The sequence below is a fragment of the Streptomyces sp. SID12501 genome, assembly GCF_010550245.1.
In the GTDB taxonomy this organism is placed as follows: Bacteria; Actinomycetota; Actinomycetes; order Streptomycetales; family Streptomycetaceae; genus Streptomyces.
On the sequence record NZ_JAAGLU010000037.1, the window covers coordinates 98,892 to 116,013 of the forward strand.

Below are 17,122 nucleotides of genomic sequence, written 5' to 3' on the forward strand. Positions count from 1 at the left end.
GGGCACTCGACGCCATCACACGGTGAACGTGACGGCTTCGAGCCAGAGGTCGTTGCTGAGAGTCCCGCCGAAGATCAGGTTCTCCCCGCCGGGAGTGTCGCAGCCCGTGCCGTGCCAGCCGTCGTTGTGGACGTGCGTGGTCTGGCAGACGACCTGTTTGCTGTTGTCGACGTTGATGGAGAAGCCCAGCATGTTCGGGGCGTCGTTCTTGGTGCTGCCGATGTAGTTGTCGACGCCGTCGACCGCGCCTTTCCACGGCGCGTTGTAGTGACCCTTGCCGTTGGTCGAGGCGGGGTCGTGGACGAAGGCGGTGGCAGCCGTGCCGTTGGTGCCGGTCACCGCGATGTTCAGGGCCTTGATCGGCTTCTCCAGGCCCGTTGTGCCGGCGATGGCGCCGTCGCACGCGGGGTTCGTCCAGCCCATGCCCGTCACATACGCGCGGTAGCAGATGTGCTTCCGCTCCGGGGCGTCCGCGGCCGCCTGCTGGACGGCGGTCGCCGCAGTCACCTCCGGAGCCTTCGCCTCCTTCGTCTCCTTCTTCTCCTCCGTCTCCTTCTTCTTCTCGGTTCCGCCCGTCGATTCGTCGCCGTTGCCGTTGCCGTTCGTGCTCTGCGTCGGGGTGACCTGCGGGGCCGGCGGCTCGACCACCGGGGAAACGGTGGTCGAGGGTGGCGGCGGGGCCACCACCGATGCCGGGGCGCTGCTCGGGGGCAGGGTGCTGACGCCGGCTTCCTGGAGTTGTTCGGTGGCGGCGCTGCGGAAGTTGGGTTTGTAGGCGAACCAGATCATGACGAAGGTGATGGTGAGGGCGAGTGCGACGCCGAGGACGGTGGCGAGCCAGCCGGGGAGGAACCCGCGTTGTACGTAGGTGCCTTCGACGTCGACCGGTCTGACGCCCGATCGCTGTACGGCGAGGGTGTAGGGGCGTTGTTCCTTGGACCCGAACCAGATGATGTCGCGCGGTTTGAGGGTTGTTTTGACGAACGCGGCGCGCCCGGGTTCGATCTGCACGCTGCCGGGGTGGATGTCGTACGACAGTTGGTCGCCGTTGTCGCTTCCGGTGATGGAGGCGGTGAGTCTGGTGTTGCCGAGGTTGTCGATGGCGAGCTTGGGCCGTCCCCGGAAGCGCCCCTTCACGGTGGGCGGGACGAGTTCGGCCCGGACTTCCGTGAAGGGGGTGATCGTGAGGTTGCCCTCGGGGACGGTGGTCGCCTCCGGGTGCTCGGTGGGCGTGATGCGTACGGCGAACGGGTTCGCGCCCGCTCTGGCGTCCGGGGTGCGCGGTGGTGCGAAGGTCAGCTCGACCGTCCCCGTCGTCCCTGGGAACAGCCGGAGCGTCTGCGGCTCGACGGTGGTCCAGGGTGAGATGTCACCGACCGGCTCGAAGCGGTACTCGTCGACGATGTCACCGGTGTTGCGCAGGCGCAGCCGCACGGTCGTACTGCCACCCGGGTCCACGGTCGCGGAGGCGGGTTCCAGGGATGTCCAAAGGCTCACCAGTCGACGTTACGGTGGCGAGCCGCGCCCGGTCAGGAAGCTTCCGGGCACGATCAGTGCCCGAAGAGACAGTGCGGGCTGCCCTGCACTCTCGGCGCCGCCCGCCGCTCGGCCCTCCGAGGGCTGGACGATCCGCCACTTCTGCTGCCGTTCCTGGTCGCCGGTGTCGGAGCAGTCGTAGATCGTGAGGTTGCCCTCGGGGACGGTGGTCGCCTCCGGGTGCTCGGTGGGCGTGATGCGTACGGCGAACGGGTTCGCGCCCGCTCTGGCGTCCGGGGCGGCGCGAAGGTCAGCTCGACCGTGCCGGAGGTCTCTGGGTACAGCCGGAGCGTCTGTGGCTCGACGGTGGTCCAGGGTGCGATGTCGCCCACCGGTTCTAGGCGGTACCCGTCATCGGTGGCATCGGTGGCATCGGTGTTGCGCAGGCGCAGCCGCACGGTCGTACTGCCACCCGGGTCCACGGTCGCGGAGGCGGGTGGCAGGGGAGTCCACACCTGCCGTACCGGTCAGTCCACCTCTTCGGTCGATTCGGACGAGCTGCTCTGGGACTGCCGTGCGAGGGCGTACTGTTCGGCGACCTCTTCCGGGGTGCCGGCGACGGGCATCAGAGCGCGCACAGGGCCTTGCGCGAGAGGGAGCATACGTTTCGTCCGGTCCTGCTTCCGCTGCTCCTGGTGGTCCTTCAGGCCCTTGTCGGCGGCCAGGGGGGTCGAGATGCCCAGACTGAGCAGACCCAACGCGCTGAAGAAGTTCGTGGGGATGTCTTTACGGGTCATGGCCTTCCACACGTCAATCGCGAAGGTCGTGCAGTTGCGCAGGCCGAAGTTGTAATTGTCCTGAACCTTGCCGTGGACGAGCTGATACCCCTTGATGACGTCTCGCAGAGTCGCCCTCTTCGACTCATGGTGTGTGGGACTGCCCTTGGCGGCGATCGGGTCGGGGCAACGAACGCCGCCCGGCACACTGAGGAGCGTCGCGTACCCCCGATCGGTCGGGAAGAAGCCGAAGGAGACCCGCTGCCCCCCGGTCCCCGTGACTTCCATCCAGGCATGACCGTCGGTCAGGTTGCCCTCCCCGGCCGCCACGTTGAACGTGACCTTCAGCTTCCTGTCGAGATCACCCTCCTGCATGTCCTCCATCAGCAACTCGCGCAGCGGGGCCAGAGCGCTGTTCTCGGGCAGCGTGGGCATTGGCTCACGGGCCGGAACCCGCCCGCGCGCCGGGGCCTCCTCCGCGCTCTCCGACGATTCGGAGTCGGACTCCCGGGGTATCGGCCTGACCCGGCGGAAGGACGGCTCCTGTCCGATCCTGCCCAATCGGGCGTCAATGTCGCCCATGTCGCCAATGTCCCCCAATCGGCGGCGGATCTCTTCCTCGAGTCGTTCCCGGTCCGGAGAGCTGTTGTCGCTTTCCCGGCCGCTTTCCCGCTCGGGGTCGGAGTTGTCGGCTTCGTAGGCTCCGTCGTCCCGACGGTGCGGGTCTTCCATGCGTTGGACGGACGGTTCCGCAGCGGCGCGTTGCACGCTTGCGCCATGGTCGTGCGATCCGGGCAGTGCGAGGTCGGGTGCCTCACCCCGGGCCACTCGTTTACCGTTGGCAGAGGAGGAGACCTCGAAGGGATCTCGCGGGCTCGAGACCTTGGCGCCCGTTCCGTTGTCCGTGCCCGCCACCGGTCCCAGGGCCTGCTGCCGGACATGGTCGAGCTCGTGGTACATCGTCTCGTCGTCCATGCCCTGCGGACCGATGTAGATGTCCGGGCCGCTGGTGTAGGCGCTGGCGCCCAGTTCCTCCGCCGACTGCTGGGACACGGGGTCGTCGTGTACCCGTACATGACCGAAGGGCATGCCGTAGGCCTGCTCCGCCGTCCTCTGGATGTGGGGCGCCAGCGGGCGGCCGGGGGTGCGCTGGGCGTCGAAGAAGGTAGTACGCGGTTGGACGGCCGGCTGGTCCTCCACACGCCGCTGCACGTCCGCCTGGTCATGAGTGCAGTTGGGGCCGTGCTCGGGCAGCGAGCGTTGGATCGCCCGCCTCAGCTCCGTGTTGCCCACCGTGTCCTGCTGGACCCCCATGGAACGCTGGATCGCCTGCGTCGCCACCGCGTTCCCCGCCGTCGCTTGCAGGGCCAGCAGAGAGGACAGCGGGGTGGCCGCCGGCAGGGAGGAGGAACGCCTGCCCGTGCGCTCGGTCCCTGACGAGTCCTTGCGTTTGTCCAGGTACATGTGGGCTTTCTACCGAGCTCATCTGCCCGGTCACAAGGACCTTCAGGGCAGAACTCGCACAGAGCAAGGACCAAACGGGCACACTTCTGGTCGATCACAGTCGCCGGGCCGCCTGTCGACCGTGCGGGAGGAAGTGTCCCGGGGCTCGGTCTTCCTGGTGGGGGTGCTGACCACGCACATCAGCGGCCCGCCGGTCGGCGGGGAGGCGCGGCCCTGGGCCGAGCAGACGGCAACTACCACCTCGCCACCGACAACTGCGCGAGCTGCGCGAGTCGTTCAACCCCGGCGAGATGCGCGCTGAGATGGAGGACCTGATCGAGATGATCAGCTCCGGCCGCATGCCGCCGGCTTTCTGAGAACCGGACCGCCCCGAGACATGCCGACTGCCCCTTGAGGCAACGGAACTGCCCTCAAGGCGGGGCGGGAGGACCTTCCCGGGCTGTGGCCGCGGGACAAGAGTCAAGTCTGCCTCTCCCCTGTCCCCTCATACCCCGAGGAGTGCGAGCGTATGCCGTCCTACCTGTCGCCCGGCGTTTACGTCGAGGAGGTGGCCAGCGGTTCGCGCCCCATCGAGGGAGTGGGTACCTCGGTGGCGGCCTTCGTGGGCCTGGCCCCGACCGGTCCGCTCAACGAGCCGACCCTGGTGACCAACTGGACGCAGTACGTAGCGGCCTTCGGCGCCTTCAGCGACGGGTACTACCTCGCGCACTCCGTCTACGGCTTCTTCAACAACGGCGGCTCGGCCGCGTACGTCGTCCGCGTGGGCGGCGACGCCGACGCGGCGGCCGCCAACGGATCCCGGTCCGCGCTGGCCGGCTCTGCCGCTCCCGCCGCGCTGCCGCCGGGCGCGCCCCAGCAGCTCGGCACCTTCAGCGTGACGGCCGTCGCGGGCGGCTCGCTGAGCGTCGAGGTCGCGGACGCGGAGGGCGAGGGCCCGGCCGAGCGCTTCAAGCTGATCGTCAAGGACGGCGACAAGACCGCCGAGACGTTCGACGTGACCGCCAAGAAGGGCGGCCGCAACTACGTCGTCACGCAGGTGAAGGAGCGCTCCAAGCTCATCGCCGTGCAGGAGGCGGCGCCCGCGGCGCAGCTGGCGCGCCCCGACAACCAGACGGTGGCCCTCGTGGCCCCCGCGGCCCCGGCCGCCGTACCCGCCGCGACGGACGACTCGCACCCCGGCCCGGCCCAGTACCTCGGCGACTCCGCCGACCGCACCGGCTTCGGCGGCCTGGAGGCCGTGGACGAGATCTCCATGGTCGCGGTCCCCGACCTGATGGCCGCCTACCAGCGCGGCACGATCGACCTGGAGGCGGTGAAGGCGGTCCAGCTCGGCCTGATCGCCCACTGCGAGCTGATGGGCGACCGGGTCGCCGTCATCGACCCGCCCCCCGGCCTCAACGCCCGTCAGGTCAGGGTCTGGCGACAGGAGACGGCAGGCTACGACTCGAAGTACGCGGCCCTGTACTACCCCTGGATCAAGGTCTTCGACCCGGCCAGCGGCCAGTCCCAGCTGATTCCGCCGAGCGGTCATGTCTCCGGCATCTGGGCCCGCAACGACTTCGAGCGCGGTGTGCACAAGGCGCCGGCCAACGAGGTCGTCCGCGGAGCGGTGGACCTGGAGATCCAGATCACCCGCGGCGAGCAGGATCTGCTCAACCCGATCGGCGTCAACTGCATCCGTTCGTTCCCGGGCCGCGGCATCCGCGTCTGGGGCGCCCGCACGCTGTCCTCCGACCCGGCCTGGCGCTATGTGAACGTGCGCCGGTACTTCAACTACCTGGAGGAGTCGATCCTCCTGGGTACCCAGTGGGTGGTGTTCGAGCCGAACGACCACAACCTGTGGGCCCGGATCCGGCGCAATGTCTCCTCCTTCCTCGTGAACGAGTGGCGCAGCGGCGCCCTTTTCGGCCAGCGGCCCGAGGAGGCGTACTACGTCAAGTGCGACGCGGAGACCAACACCCCGGAGTCGGTCGACCTCGGGCGGGTCATCTGCGAGATCGGCGTCGCGCCGGTCAAGCCCGCGGAGTTCGTGATCTTCCGGCTGGCCCAGTTCTCCAGCGGAAGTGGGGAGCTGGAGGAGTAGCAGGCCGCCTGCCTGCGCTCCGGCGTCCGCACGCACACGTCAAGCCCCCTAGAAAAACCCTCAGAAGGACAGAGAACTGATGAGTCTTGGCCAGGGTGACTCCCTTACCTCACACAATTTCGGCCTGCAGATCGACAGCGTGATGGTCGAGTACCTCGCGGAGGTCAGCGGTCTCAGCATCGAGCAGGACGTCATCAAGAGCCCGCAGAACTCCGCGTCGGGCAAGCCCGAGATAGCTCTGCTGCCGGGCACGCAGAAGGACGGGAGTTGCACCGTCGTGCGCGGTATGACCCAGTCCGCGGCCTTCACGAAGTGGATCAACGACTCGATCGCCGGCCGGATGAGCGTCGCCCGCGTGGACGCCTCCATCATCATGATGGACTACGAGAACAACCCGGTGAAGCGGTACAACATGCGCAAGGCCTGGTGCAGCAAGATCGACGCCAGCACCCTGAAGGCCGGCGAGGCCGCTCCGCTCCAGGAGACCGTGACCATCGTCTTCGAAGAACTGGTCATCGAGTAATGCGGCGTGCGACGGCAAGAGCGGGTGCGGGCTCGGGCTCGGTCGTGGATGTACCGGACGCCGTGCCGGAGGACCCCGCGGCGGGCATGCCGGAGCCGGCCCCCGCCGCCCCCGTCCGGCAACGGCTGCGTACCGAGTTCGAGTTCGAGCTGCCGCGCGGGTACGTCGACGACGCCGGCACCGTCCACCGCGACGGCGTGATGCGCCTGGCCACGGCCCGGGACGAACTGATCCCGCTGCGGGACGTCCGCGTCCAGGAGAACCCGGCCTATCTGTCGGTGGTGCTGCTCGGCCGGGTGATCACCCGGCTCGGCTCGCTGCCGATGGTGCACGACGGCGTGGTGGAGAACATGTTCGCCTCCGACCTGGCCTTCCTGCAGGACTTCTACCGCCAGATCAACGCAGAGGGGAACACCCGCGCCGGGGTCACCTGCCCGCACTGCGAGCAGCCATTCGAAGTCGAACTCGGCGGGAGCCGCCTGGGGGAATCGTGACGTACGCGACCGGTCGTCTGCACGAGGAGATCGCGTACGTCGCCTATCACTTCCACTGGAGCCTGGAGGAGATCCTGGACCTCGAACACCACGATCGGCGCCGCTTCACCGAGCAGATCGCGGTCCTCGTCACGCGTGCCGCGGGAGAGGGGTGAGGTCATGGGGCTCGTCGACCGGTTGAGAGGTGGACTGGGGCGCGGTAAGGGCCTTTCTGTTTCTTCCGTTCCTTCGGTTCCTTCTGCTCCTTCGGATGCGGCTCCGGCCGCTGTCGCGGCGGGCGAGGGTTTGCCCGACGTGCCCGGGACCGGCGCCGGAGCAGGGACCCGGGCGTCGTCGGCCGGCTGGTCCGCGCTGCCGCCGATGCAGCGCGCGACCGCTGGCCGTACGGGTGTCGCCGACGCGGGATTCGGTGGCCGGCTCAGCACCTGGCAGAACCCCTCCTTCATGGGAACCCTGTCCCACGCGGTCCTCGACGCAGCGCCGAGCGGCCTGGTGCGAGGCGTCCTCACGGAGTCGACGGGACCCGCCTCGGGACTCGAACGGCCTTCGCTGTCCCTGCCGTTGGCTCGCGGCGAGGACGCGGGGCCGGTTGCCGGTACGGGCGGTGACGTCGGCGGGATGCCGGTGCAGCGGGCGGTGTTCCCGGGCGCGGCCGCGCGGGCGGCGGGGCCGCGGGTGGCGGCTGTGCCGGTGTTGGGGGCGGGGGTGTTCGCGGGGGCTGTGGCCTCCTCGCCGGCTCCGTCGTCGCCGCCTTCGGAGGGTATGTCGGCCCCTGTCGCGATGCCTGCTACGGGGCCTCCGGCTGCCGTGCGGTCGACCGGTTCGCGTCCGGCCACCGTGTCGTCGGCGGCCAGGCCACCGCTGACCAGGGCGTCGGCGGTCGCGCCGGTGGTGCAGCGGCGGACCCTGCCGGTGGCTCGTCGGACGGCGGGCACGGGTGGTGGGGCTGCGGCTTCTGCCGGGCCGGGTGTCTCCAACGGCCCGGACACGCCTGTCCCTTCGGGTCCCTCGGCGTCAGCGTCAGCGTCGGCATCGGTTTCGGTTTCGGCGAGTCCGGCCGCCGACAGGCCGGTCGCTTCTTCCGCCGGGCAGGGCTCAGAAGGTTCCGCGACGAGGGAGGGCGGGCTGCGGTCCACCCCGGCGCGTTCTCCGGGGCGGCCGCCCGCCGGGCTCGCGGCACCGGTTCAGCGGAGCGTTTCCGATGGATCCGGGCGTACGGGGGCGCGCCCGGCCGCAGTCGGTGACACGAGTTCGAGCGCGCCCCTGGCAGGCGAACGCCGGTCCGCCCCGCCCGCCGTACCGGCCGCACCTCCGGCGTCGCCGAGTTCGGCTGAGCCCTCGGCTTCGCCCCACGGTCCGGCGGCCGGCCCGTCCGAGCGGCGGCGTCCGCTGCTGGGGGCGCCGATGTCCGCGCCGCCCGAGGGGACGACCTCCCTTACGGGGAGGAGCTCTGCCTCAACGGCACCGGTACAGCGCGCGATGCCGGGTTCCGGTTCCGGTTCCGGCGCCGACGTCTCCGCGACGCCGGGTGCCGGCGGTCCGGTGGCACCCGGATCCGCTGGGTCCCGTCCGCCGCGCGCGGGCAACCCAACGCCGGGTGCGGTGCCGGGTGTTGGCCGTCCGGTGGCGCCGCCAGGTGTGGTGCCGGGTTCCGGTGGGTCCCGTAGGCCGGGTACGGGTGGCTCCGCGCCATCGGGCGCCCGTAGTGCCGGGACACCAGGCGCGGTGCCGGGTTCCGACACGCCCCGCACGCCCGGCGCGGGCAGTTCCACAACGCCGGGTGCCGTGCCGCCGACGCGGACCGGAGACCGTACGACGGTTCAGCGTGCCGCCGCCTCGCCTCCCGGTGCCTCGACACGGGCTCCCGGCCCACGGAACCCTGCTGCCTCAACGTCCGTCCCAGGTACGGTAGATGGCGGCACGGGCGGGTCCGCGAGCCCACCCCGGAGCACGGATCACCGCTCGGTCACGGCGCCTTCGGCCACGCCGACACCGTCATCGCCCGCGTCAGCGCCGGTCGGCGCAGCCGCTGTTGCCCCAGGTGCCGCCCACCGCGCGGTGACGCCCCCGTCGACTCCCGCGGGCGGCGACCCCGTCCCGCCCTCAGTGACTTCCGCCGACGGCAACACCGTTCCGCACGTGATCCAGCGCAGGACGGCGAACGCGTCGTCGACCTCGGGCGACTCAACTCCCCGAACTGCACAGCCGGGTTCTTCGACGCCGACACCTTCGACCCCAGCACCCTCGGCCCCGCGACCCGGGTCGCCGCGTACCGCGCCCGCAGGGCTTGGGGCTCCGGTTCCGTCAACTTCGCGTCCTGGGCTGTCGGGTTCGTCGTCCTCCGGGCCTGTGGTTCAGCGATCCGCGGCGTTGCCCGCCGCGCCCGCAGGGCTTGGGGCTCCGGTTCCGTCAACTTCGCGTCCTGGGCTGTCGGGTTCGTCGTCCCCCGGGCCTGTGGTCCAGCGCTCGGCGTCGTCGCGTACCTCGCCCCCAGGACATCCGGCCCCGGTCCCCTCAGCCCCGCACTCCTCGCCTCCGCCCTCCGCGATTCCGGGATCCCCTGCCCAGGCCCCCACGGCTCCAGGCCTCTTGGCCTCGGGATCCACACCCCCCGGCCACGCACCCCCCGGCCCCGCAACCCGGGGACTCCCACTCCTGGGATCCGCACCCAGGGGACTCCCCGCCCAAACCCCCACACCCCCGCACTCCACCACCTCACACCTCCCCGCCCAAACCCCCACACCCCCGCACTCCACCACCTCACACCTCACCACCCCACCACCCCTCACGACGCCCTCCCACCGCCCGCTCGCCTCCAGGCGTCCGCTGGCGCCTGTCCTCCCCGCGCCGCCCGCAGGCGCGGGCTCGCAGCGGGTCGTACCCAAGGCCGTACAACTGCGGCGTACGGCGGCGCCCGGTGGGCAACCGGGCGGCGCCCCCGGCCGGTCCGAGCGTGGTGGGTCTTCGGTGCGGCGCACGGACGCCGATCCGATGCCACCACGATCGGGCGGCGGTACGGTCATGCCGCCGCGTGGCGGGACCTCGGCCAGTGGCATGCCGATCCCGATCCCGATTCCGGGGCCGTCCGCCGGCGGCAGCCCCGCGGTACAGCGACTCACCGCCGCCCCCGCCGGGCAGGCGGTGCCAGGCGTACCGGTGGTGCAGCGCTCTGGTTCAGCCGGACCGACGCCGTCAGCAGGCGTCGGCCCTGCCCGACTGCCTTCGCACGCCGCCGGGCCCGCAGGCAGCCGCCCCGCCCAGCCGATCCGGCCGACCGCCCCCAACGTGCAGCGCTACGCCGCACCGCCCCAGCGCTCCCCCCGCCCCGCGACTTCCGGCGTCGTCCTCAGCCCCGTACAACCGGTACGGCCGGTTCGACCGAGGGCATCCCCCTCCCCGCCGCCCGGCCCCCTGCCCGTGCAGCGGACCCGGGCCACGCCCCCTGTACCCCCCACCGGCACACCCGCATCCGCTTCCTCACCCCCCGCACCGATCCGTGTCCAGCGGCGGCGCAGCGAGGCGCCCCCGGCCCATGCCCAGCCCGCGTCCTCGCCGCGCCCGCGCAACACTCCGTCGGCCTCGGCCTCCGGTCCGTCGGCGACCGCCGAGTTCAGGCCGCGTGAGCTGGACGACCGTCAGCTCGACGAACTGGCGGGCCGACTGGTCGGCCGGATCGGCCAACTCATGGACGTCACTGCCAAGTTCGACCCCAGAAAGCTGAGCAGCCACCAGCTCGACGAGTTGACCCACCGCCTGATCGGCCGGGTCACCCGCCTGCTGCGGACCGAACTGCGCATGGACCGGGAGCGGATCGGCAAACTCCGCGACCCACGCCGCTGAACCCCCAGAGCCCCGGGGGGACCGAGCTCCTTATCCACCCCGCTCCTCCCCGATGCACAGGCCCACAGACCCACAGCCGTACCGCTGAACCCAGAACGTCCCAAGAAAGGCCGACCCCCGATGCCCAGCGACCTCGACCCGGGCTCCACCGTCTTCTTCAACCTGACCATCGACGGCGAGAGCCTCGGGTACTTCAACGGGTGTGAAGGACTCTCGTCCACGGTGGAGATCGAGCAGCACCAGGAGGGCGGGCACAACGGGTTCGTCTGGCAGTTCCCGTCCCGGGTGACCTTCTCCAACATCCGGCTGACCCGCCCGCTGACCCCGGACACCTCGAAGGTCGCCGCCTGGATCTCGTCCGTGGCCACAGGGATCACCCGGCCGACCGCCCAGATCGCGGCGCTGCGCGCGGACGGTTCGGAGGTGGCGAGCTGGGGCCTGATCGACGTACTGCCGGTCAGCTGGCAGGGGCCTTCGCTGGACCCGTCCAGTCCCGCCGTGGCCACGGAGGTCCTGGAGATCACCCACCACGGGTTCACGGACTGAGGGGCGGAACACCACCATGGCAAAGGGAAGCAAGGGCGGCGCGGGCAAGAGCCTCGTGCGCGCCACGCTCGCCATCCACGAGCCGCCGATCGGTGTCAGCACCACCCCCGGCGCGCTGATCAAGAACTTCAGCTTCGACTTCAACCCCTCCCAGCTCGCGCTCAGCCGCGGCACCGAGTGGAAGACCACTCCCACCGCGGCGCTGCGCGACGGCTCGCTCCCGGAGTTCATGGGGCCGAGGCCGAGGGAGATGACCGTCGAGATCTTCCTCGACTGTTCCACCAAGCCGACCAGCAACAGCGTGCTCAAGAAGGTGGAGGCCCTTTTCTCCTGCTGCGAGGTGACGACGAAGAGCATCGCCGCCAAGCAGCCCTCCACGCCGTGGGTGGTGTTCCAGTGGGGTGCTTTCTCCACGGCACGCTTCACGGCGTACGTCGGCTCCGTGGACGCCACCTACTCCCTGTTCGGGACGACGGGTGTGCCGATCCGGGCCACCTGCCAGGTGCGGCTGCACGAGATCCCCAGCAAGACCAAGGGGCAGAACCCGACCTCGGGCGCGCTCACCGTGCAGCGCGTGCACCGGGTCGTGGCGGGCGACTCGCTCCAGTCGCTCGCCTGGCGGGAGTACGGCGACGCCGCCGCCTGGCGGGCCATCGCCGAGGCCAACGGCATCGACGACCCGTCCCGGCTGTCGAACGGCGTCGAACTGATGCTGCCGGCCGCCGAGGAGGTGGGTTTCTGATGGTGAAGCCGTCCTTCTCCAACGTCATCCACGTCACCATCGACAGCAAGAAACTCCCGCCCGACTACGCGAGCCTGCTCGTCGGCGGCTGGGCCGAACTCGGGGCCGGCGTGCCCGGTGCGTTCCGGCTCACCTTCCGGGACCCGGGCAGGCAGCTGCTCGGCAAGCTGAACGTCAGGTTCGGCTCCGAGGTGGTCCTGGCCCCCGTCGCCGACGGCCAGGGGGCGGCGTCCCCGCTGCTCACCGGCGAGGTCACCGGTATGGAGACCGACTACGACGGCACCGGGTCCTTCACCGTCATCCGCGGCTACGACATGGGCCACCGCCTGCTGCGCGCGCGCCGGGTGGCCGCGTACCGCAACCAGACCGCCTCCGACATCGCCCGCAAGCTCGCCACGATGAACGGCATCCCGGTCGGCACGGTCCAGGGCACCACGACCGTCTACGACTTCATCAGCCAGTCCAATGTGACCGACTGGGACTTCCTGGCGCGGCTCGCCGACGAGAACGAGATGGTGATGTCCCTGGACGCCAAGGGGAAGTTCCAGTTCGTGAAGCCGAAGCCGGCGTCCGGCGCGCCCTCGACCAGCACCCCGGGCGAGAAGAGCCCGGTCGTGCTCCAGGCCCGCCACGACATCCTGAGCTGCCGGGCCGCCGTCACCGCCGCCGACCAGGTCGACAAAACCGAGGCGCGCGGCTGGGACGTGATCATGAAGAAGAAGATCGTCGAGACCGCGCCGGCCACGAGCACCGAGCTCATCGACATCGGCACCACCCCCAAGAAGGCCGCCCAGCCCTTCAAGGCCGCCAAGCTCGTGGACGTCGACACGCCCTACGACCGCGTGCCCGAGGCCAAGTTCGCCGCCGACTCCCTGGCCGAGGACCTGACCTCCTCCTTCGCGGAGCTGGAGGTCACCGTGTACGGCAACCCCAAGCTCCGCCCGGGCATACCGGTCACGCTCACCGATGTGGGCGCCCCGTTCGAGGGCAAGTACACGGTCACCTCCGCACGGCACGTCTTCGGCGACGGCGACCACTACGAGACCCTGGTGACCGTCAGCGGACGTCAGTGGCGCTCCCTGTTCGGCCTCGCCTCCGGCGGCGGCTCGACGGCCGCGCCCCGGCTGCCGAGCGTGGCCAACGCGCTGGTCACCGACGTACAGGACCCGCTCGGGCAGGGACGGGTGAAGGTGCAGTTCCCGTGGCTGGACGACGCGTACGTCAGTGACTGGACGCGGACCGTGCAGCTGGGCGGCAAGGCCGGCGGCGGGATCTTCCCGTTCGACGTCGGCGACGAGGTCCTGGTGGCCTTCGACCGGGGCGCGCTGGACCACCCGTTCGTCATCGGCGGCCTCTACAACGGCGTGGACAAGCCGACCGTCGTCAAGGACGTGCCGTTGCACGACGGGCTGAAGAAGCAGGCGATCCGGCACACCCTGTCCGACCGGAAGGGCAACCGCGTGGACCTGCTCAGCCAGCAGACCGGCGCCCGTAAGCAGGGCGTGCGCATCGCTTCCGGCAACGACAAGCTGATCATCAACCTCGACCGCACCAAGACCGAGATCACGGTGGCCAGCGATGGTGCCGTCAGCATCACGGGCGGCACCTCGGTGTCCGTCGAGGCGGGCACCGACCTCACGCTGAGCGCGCGGCGGAGCCTGACCATCAAGAGCGGCGGGTCCCTGAACATCGAGGGCCGCGGTCTCGTCAACGTCAAGTCGCTGGCCGGCGCGCTCACTGTCAGCGCGCTGGGCACCCTCAACCTCCGGTCGACCGCGAGCACGATGGTCAACGCGGGCATGAGCGTCCAGGTCACCGCCGGGCTCAACGTGGGTGTTCGCGCGGCCACCATCCCGCTCCTGGGCCTGGTCACCGCCAACGGGAAGCCGGTGATCTGATGGCCGAGCAGTTCGTCGGGTCCGGCTGGGCGTTCCCCCTGCGCATCGGACCCACCGGCGGCATCGCCCTGGTCAGCGGGGAGCGGGAGGTCGAGGAGGCCATCCGGCTCGTCCTCGCCACCGCGCCCGGCGAGCGGCCGATGCGCCCCGAGTTCGGCTGCGCCATCCACGACCTGGTGTTCGCCCCGCTCAACGAGGCCACCGCGGGCCGTATCCAGCACGAGGTCTACACGAGCCTCGACCGCTGGGAGCCGAGGATCGAGGTGAACGACGTCGAGGTGACGGCGGGCGCCGAGGAGGGCGTGCTCTACATCGACGTCCGCTACTCGATCCGCGGCACCAACAACCCGCGCAACCTCGTCTTCCCCTTCTATGTCATCCCCTCTCACGACGAGCCGGACCCGGCTTCCGAGAGCTCCGAAAGCGACCGCTGATGGCCCTGCCCTCCCCGAACCTCGACGACCGCCGCTTCCAGAACTTCGTCGACGACGCGAAGCGCTACATCCAGCAGCGCGCCCCCGAGTGGACCGACCACAACGTGTCCGACCCCGGCGTCACCCTCGTGGAGACGGTCGCGCACATGGCCGACCAGATCGTCTACCGACTCAACCGGGTCCCGGAGAAGAACCACCTGGCGTTCCTGGACCTCGTCGGCATCACGCTCTTCCCGCCCTCCGCGGCCCGTACGGACGTCACGTTCTGGCTGTCCGCGCCGCAGGAGGAGCCCATCCTGCTGCCCGTGGGCACCGAGGTGGCGACCACCCGCACCGAGAGCGAGGAGGCCGTCGTCTTCGCCACCGAGCGCGAACTGACGGTCGTACCCTGCGGGTTGACGCATCTGGTGGTGCAGAACAGCGGCGCTCCCGTCGCCGACCGGACCACCGACCTCACCGAGGGCAAGGACGTGCTCTGCTTCTCCGAGGCCCCGAGCCCCGGCGACTGCATGCTGCTCGGACTGAGCGCCGCCGTCCCGCACTGCGCCCTCGCCCTCGACCTGGACAGCCGCGTCGACGGCGTCGGCGTGGACCCGCGGCAGCCGCCGCTGGTGTGGGAGGTGTGGACCGAGGACGGCTGGGCGGCCTGCGAGGTCGACCGGGACGGCACCGGCGGCCTCAACCGGCCCGGCGAGATCGTCCTGCACGTGCCCGGCGGACACACCTTGTCCCGCACCGGCGGCCGGGAGGCCGGCTGGCTGCGCTGCCGAGTCACCGAGCCCCTGCCCAACCAGCCCTTCTACACCACCTCGCCCACCGTGCGCTCCGCGGAGGCGTTCACCGTCGGCGGCACCGCCGCCGCCGTGCACGCCGAGACGGTGTACGACGAGGCCCTCGGCGAGTCCACCGGGTTGCCGGGGCAGCGGCTGCGCCTGGCCAACGCGCCAGTGGTCGGCGACGAACAGCCCGTGCTCCTCCAGTCGGCCACCGGGAACGAGGGCTGGACGGACTGGCAGGTCGTCCCGCACTTCGCCGCCTCCCGCCCCGACGACCGGCACGTCACCCTCGACGCCGCGACCGGCGAGATCGCCTTCGGTCCGGCGGTACGCGAACCCGACGGCTCCCTGCGCCAGTTCGGGGCGGTCCCGCCCAAGGGCGCCGTGCTGCGCGCCCACAACTACCGCACCGGCGGCGGCCGGGCGGGCAACGTCGCCCGCGGCGCCGTCCAGGTGCTGCGCAGCTCCGTCCCGTACGTCTCCGAGGTCGTCAACCGGGAGGCCGCGCGCGGCGGCGTCGAGGGCGAGACGGTCGAGGAGGCGAAGGTACGGGCGCCGATCACGCTGCGCGCCCAGGAACGGGCGGTGACCCTGCGCGACTACGAGGAACTCGCCCGCCGAGCCGCCCCCGAGACCGCCCGCATCACCTGCCTGGAGGGCGACGAGGCCGAGCACGGGGCCTATGCCGTACGGGTGTTGGTGGTACCGCAGGCGGTGCCGGACCCCGGCGGCCGACTGCGCTTCGAGCAACTCGTGCCCGGCGACGCCCTGTTGCAGCGCATCACCCGCCACCTCGACGAACGGCGGCTGATCGGCACGCGGTTGGCGGTCGGCCCGCCCTACTACCAGGGCATCACCGTCGTGGCGACCGTGCACGCCTTCCGCGGTGTGGACACCGACCGGGTGCGCCGCCAGGCGCACGACGCGCTCTACCACCACCTCGACCCGCTCACCGGCGGCACCGACGGCAAGGGCTGGCCCTTCGGGCGCCCGGTGCAGTCCGGCGAGGTCTTCGCGGTCCTGCAACGCGTACCGGGTGTCGAACTCGTCGACGAGGTCCAGCTGCATCCCGCCGACCCGCTCACCGGCAAGCGCGGCGAGGCCACCGGCCGGATCGACCTGGCCCCGCCCGCGCTGGTGTTCTCCTTCGACCACCGGGTCCGAGTGATCGGGGACGGCGCATGAGGGGATCCGTCGACGGACTCGGCTCCTCCGCGCCCCTCGGCGCGATGCTGCCCGCCGTCTTCGCCGACGACGACCTGGCCCAGCGCTTCGTCGCCGGTCTCGACGACGTCGTCGCGCCGATCCTCAACTCCCTCGACTGCCTGGACTCCTACTTCACCCCGGCGCTGGCCCCGCTGGACTTCACCCGCTGGCTCGGCGACTGGGTCGGCGCCGAGACCGACGGCACCGAACCGGAGGCCCGCCTGCGCGCGGCCGTCGCCGCCGCCGCGTACCTGCATCGCATCCGGGGCACCGGACGCGGCCTGTCCGAAGCCGTACGCCTCGCCTTCGGCGTGACACCGGAGATCACCGAGAGCGGCGCCGCGGCCTGGAACGCCCGGCCCCTGGGCCCGGTGCCCGGCGAGCGCCGCCCGCACCTCCACGTCACCCTGCGGCTGCCCGCCCCCACTCCCGCGGACGAACACCGGCTGGACAGCCTCGTGGCGGCCGCCCGCCCTGCCCACATGCCCTACACGGTCAAGGTGACCGTTGCCGAAAGGACCTCCGAGAGATGACCAGCCAGAGCTGCGCCGAGTGCGGCACCCGGGCGGAACCCGGCCAGTCCTTCTGCGACGCCTGCGGAGCGGTGCTGGGCTGGGGCGACCGCGCAGTCCAGGGCGATCGAGGGGGCCCCGCGGAGGCCGGGGCCGCCGCGGGGGAGCCGGCCGGTGCGCGTGACGAGGCCGCGCCGGGCGGCAACCCGGGCTGGGACGCGTTCTCCCGCCCGAGCCAGGGCGGCGACCTGCCGCACACGGCCCGCGAGCGCCTCGGTGCGAGCAGTACGAGCAGTACGAGCAGTACGAGCAGTACGAGCAGTACAAGTAGTGCGAGCGGTACGAGAGGTGC

General features: G+C 71.1%; 13 protein-coding genes and 2 pseudogenes. 12 read left to right on the plus strand and 3 right to left on the minus strand.

What is annotated here, in order from left to right:
- Positions 1-15: 15 nt before the first annotated feature.
- The 3 genes and pseudogenes from G3I71_RS35575 to G3I71_RS35585 form a co-directional block, all read right to left on the minus strand.
- Complete coding sequence (locus tag G3I71_RS35575) at positions 16-1,497, minus strand: hydrolase (protein WP_164321354.1); 1,482 nt, start codon at positions 1,495-1,497, stop codon at positions 16-18.
- A gap of 180 nt (positions 1,498-1,677) precedes the next feature.
- Positions 1,678-1,991, minus strand: a pseudogene (locus G3I71_RS51575) (hypothetical protein); the annotation flags it as partial.
- 12 nt (positions 1,992-2,003) lie between these two features.
- Positions 2,004-3,716, minus strand: a complete 1,713-nt coding sequence (locus G3I71_RS35585) for a DUF4157 domain-containing protein (protein WP_164321357.1) — start codon at positions 3,714-3,716, stop codon at positions 2,004-2,006.
- 508 nt (positions 3,717-4,224) lie between these two features.
- Between G3I71_RS35585 and G3I71_RS35590 the strand changes: the two genes are divergently transcribed.
- The 12 genes and pseudogenes from G3I71_RS35590 to G3I71_RS35640 form a co-directional block, all read left to right on the plus strand.
- On the plus strand, positions 4,225-5,799 hold the full coding sequence (locus tag G3I71_RS35590) for a phage tail sheath subtilisin-like domain-containing protein (RefSeq protein WP_164321359.1): 1,575 nt from the start codon (positions 4,225-4,227) through the stop codon (positions 5,797-5,799).
- Positions 5,800-5,878: 79 nt separating this feature from the next.
- Positions 5,879-6,322: a phage tail protein gene (locus tag G3I71_RS35595; protein WP_164321361.1), complete on the plus strand. Its 444-nt coding sequence runs from the start codon at positions 5,879-5,881 to the stop codon at positions 6,320-6,322.
- A complete protein-coding gene (locus tag G3I71_RS35600) occupies positions 6,322-6,816 on the plus strand; it encodes a hypothetical protein (RefSeq protein ID WP_164321363.1) in 495 nt (164 codons plus the stop codon). The genes G3I71_RS35595 and G3I71_RS35600 overlap by 1 nt, the downstream gene beginning before the upstream one ends.
- Positions 6,813-6,971, plus strand: a complete 159-nt coding sequence (locus G3I71_RS50440; RefSeq protein ID WP_239149533.1) for a DUF6760 family protein — start codon at positions 6,813-6,815, stop codon at positions 6,969-6,971. The genes G3I71_RS35600 and G3I71_RS50440 overlap by 4 nt, the downstream gene beginning before the upstream one ends.
- Before the next feature lie 2,836 nt (positions 6,972-9,807).
- Positions 9,808-10,656, plus strand: coding sequence for a hypothetical protein (locus tag G3I71_RS35605; RefSeq protein WP_164321365.1), 849 nt, complete (start codon positions 9,808-9,810; stop codon positions 10,654-10,656).
- A gap of 120 nt (positions 10,657-10,776) precedes the next feature.
- Complete coding sequence (locus tag G3I71_RS35610; protein ID WP_164321367.1) at positions 10,777-11,202, plus strand: phage tail protein; 426 nt, start codon at positions 10,777-10,779, stop codon at positions 11,200-11,202.
- 16 nt (positions 11,203-11,218) lie between these two features.
- Positions 11,219-11,944, plus strand: coding sequence for a LysM peptidoglycan-binding domain-containing protein (locus tag G3I71_RS35615; RefSeq protein ID WP_164321369.1), 726 nt, complete (start codon positions 11,219-11,221; stop codon positions 11,942-11,944).
- Positions 11,944-13,842 carry a VgrG-related protein gene (locus G3I71_RS35620; RefSeq protein WP_164321371.1) on the plus strand — a complete coding sequence of 633 codons (1,899 nt, stop codon included), beginning with the start codon at positions 11,944-11,946 and terminating at the stop codon, positions 13,840-13,842. Before G3I71_RS35615 ends, G3I71_RS35620 begins: the two co-directional genes overlap by 1 nt.
- Positions 13,842-14,276, plus strand: a complete 435-nt coding sequence (locus G3I71_RS35625; RefSeq protein ID WP_164321373.1) for a GPW/gp25 family protein — start codon at positions 13,842-13,844, stop codon at positions 14,274-14,276. The genes G3I71_RS35620 and G3I71_RS35625 overlap by 1 nt, the downstream gene beginning before the upstream one ends.
- Positions 14,276-16,237: a putative baseplate assembly protein gene (locus G3I71_RS35630; RefSeq protein ID WP_164321375.1), complete on the plus strand. Its 1,962-nt coding sequence runs from the start codon at positions 14,276-14,278 to the stop codon at positions 16,235-16,237. Before G3I71_RS35625 ends, G3I71_RS35630 begins: the two co-directional genes overlap by 1 nt.
- Complete coding sequence (locus tag G3I71_RS35635) at positions 16,234-16,791, plus strand: phage tail protein (protein WP_164321377.1); 558 nt, start codon at positions 16,234-16,236, stop codon at positions 16,789-16,791. The genes G3I71_RS35630 and G3I71_RS35635 overlap by 4 nt, the downstream gene beginning before the upstream one ends.
- Positions 16,788-17,122: pseudogene (locus G3I71_RS35640) on the plus strand (zinc ribbon domain-containing protein); the annotation flags it as partial. The gene G3I71_RS35635 and the pseudogene G3I71_RS35640, both read left to right, overlap by 4 nt.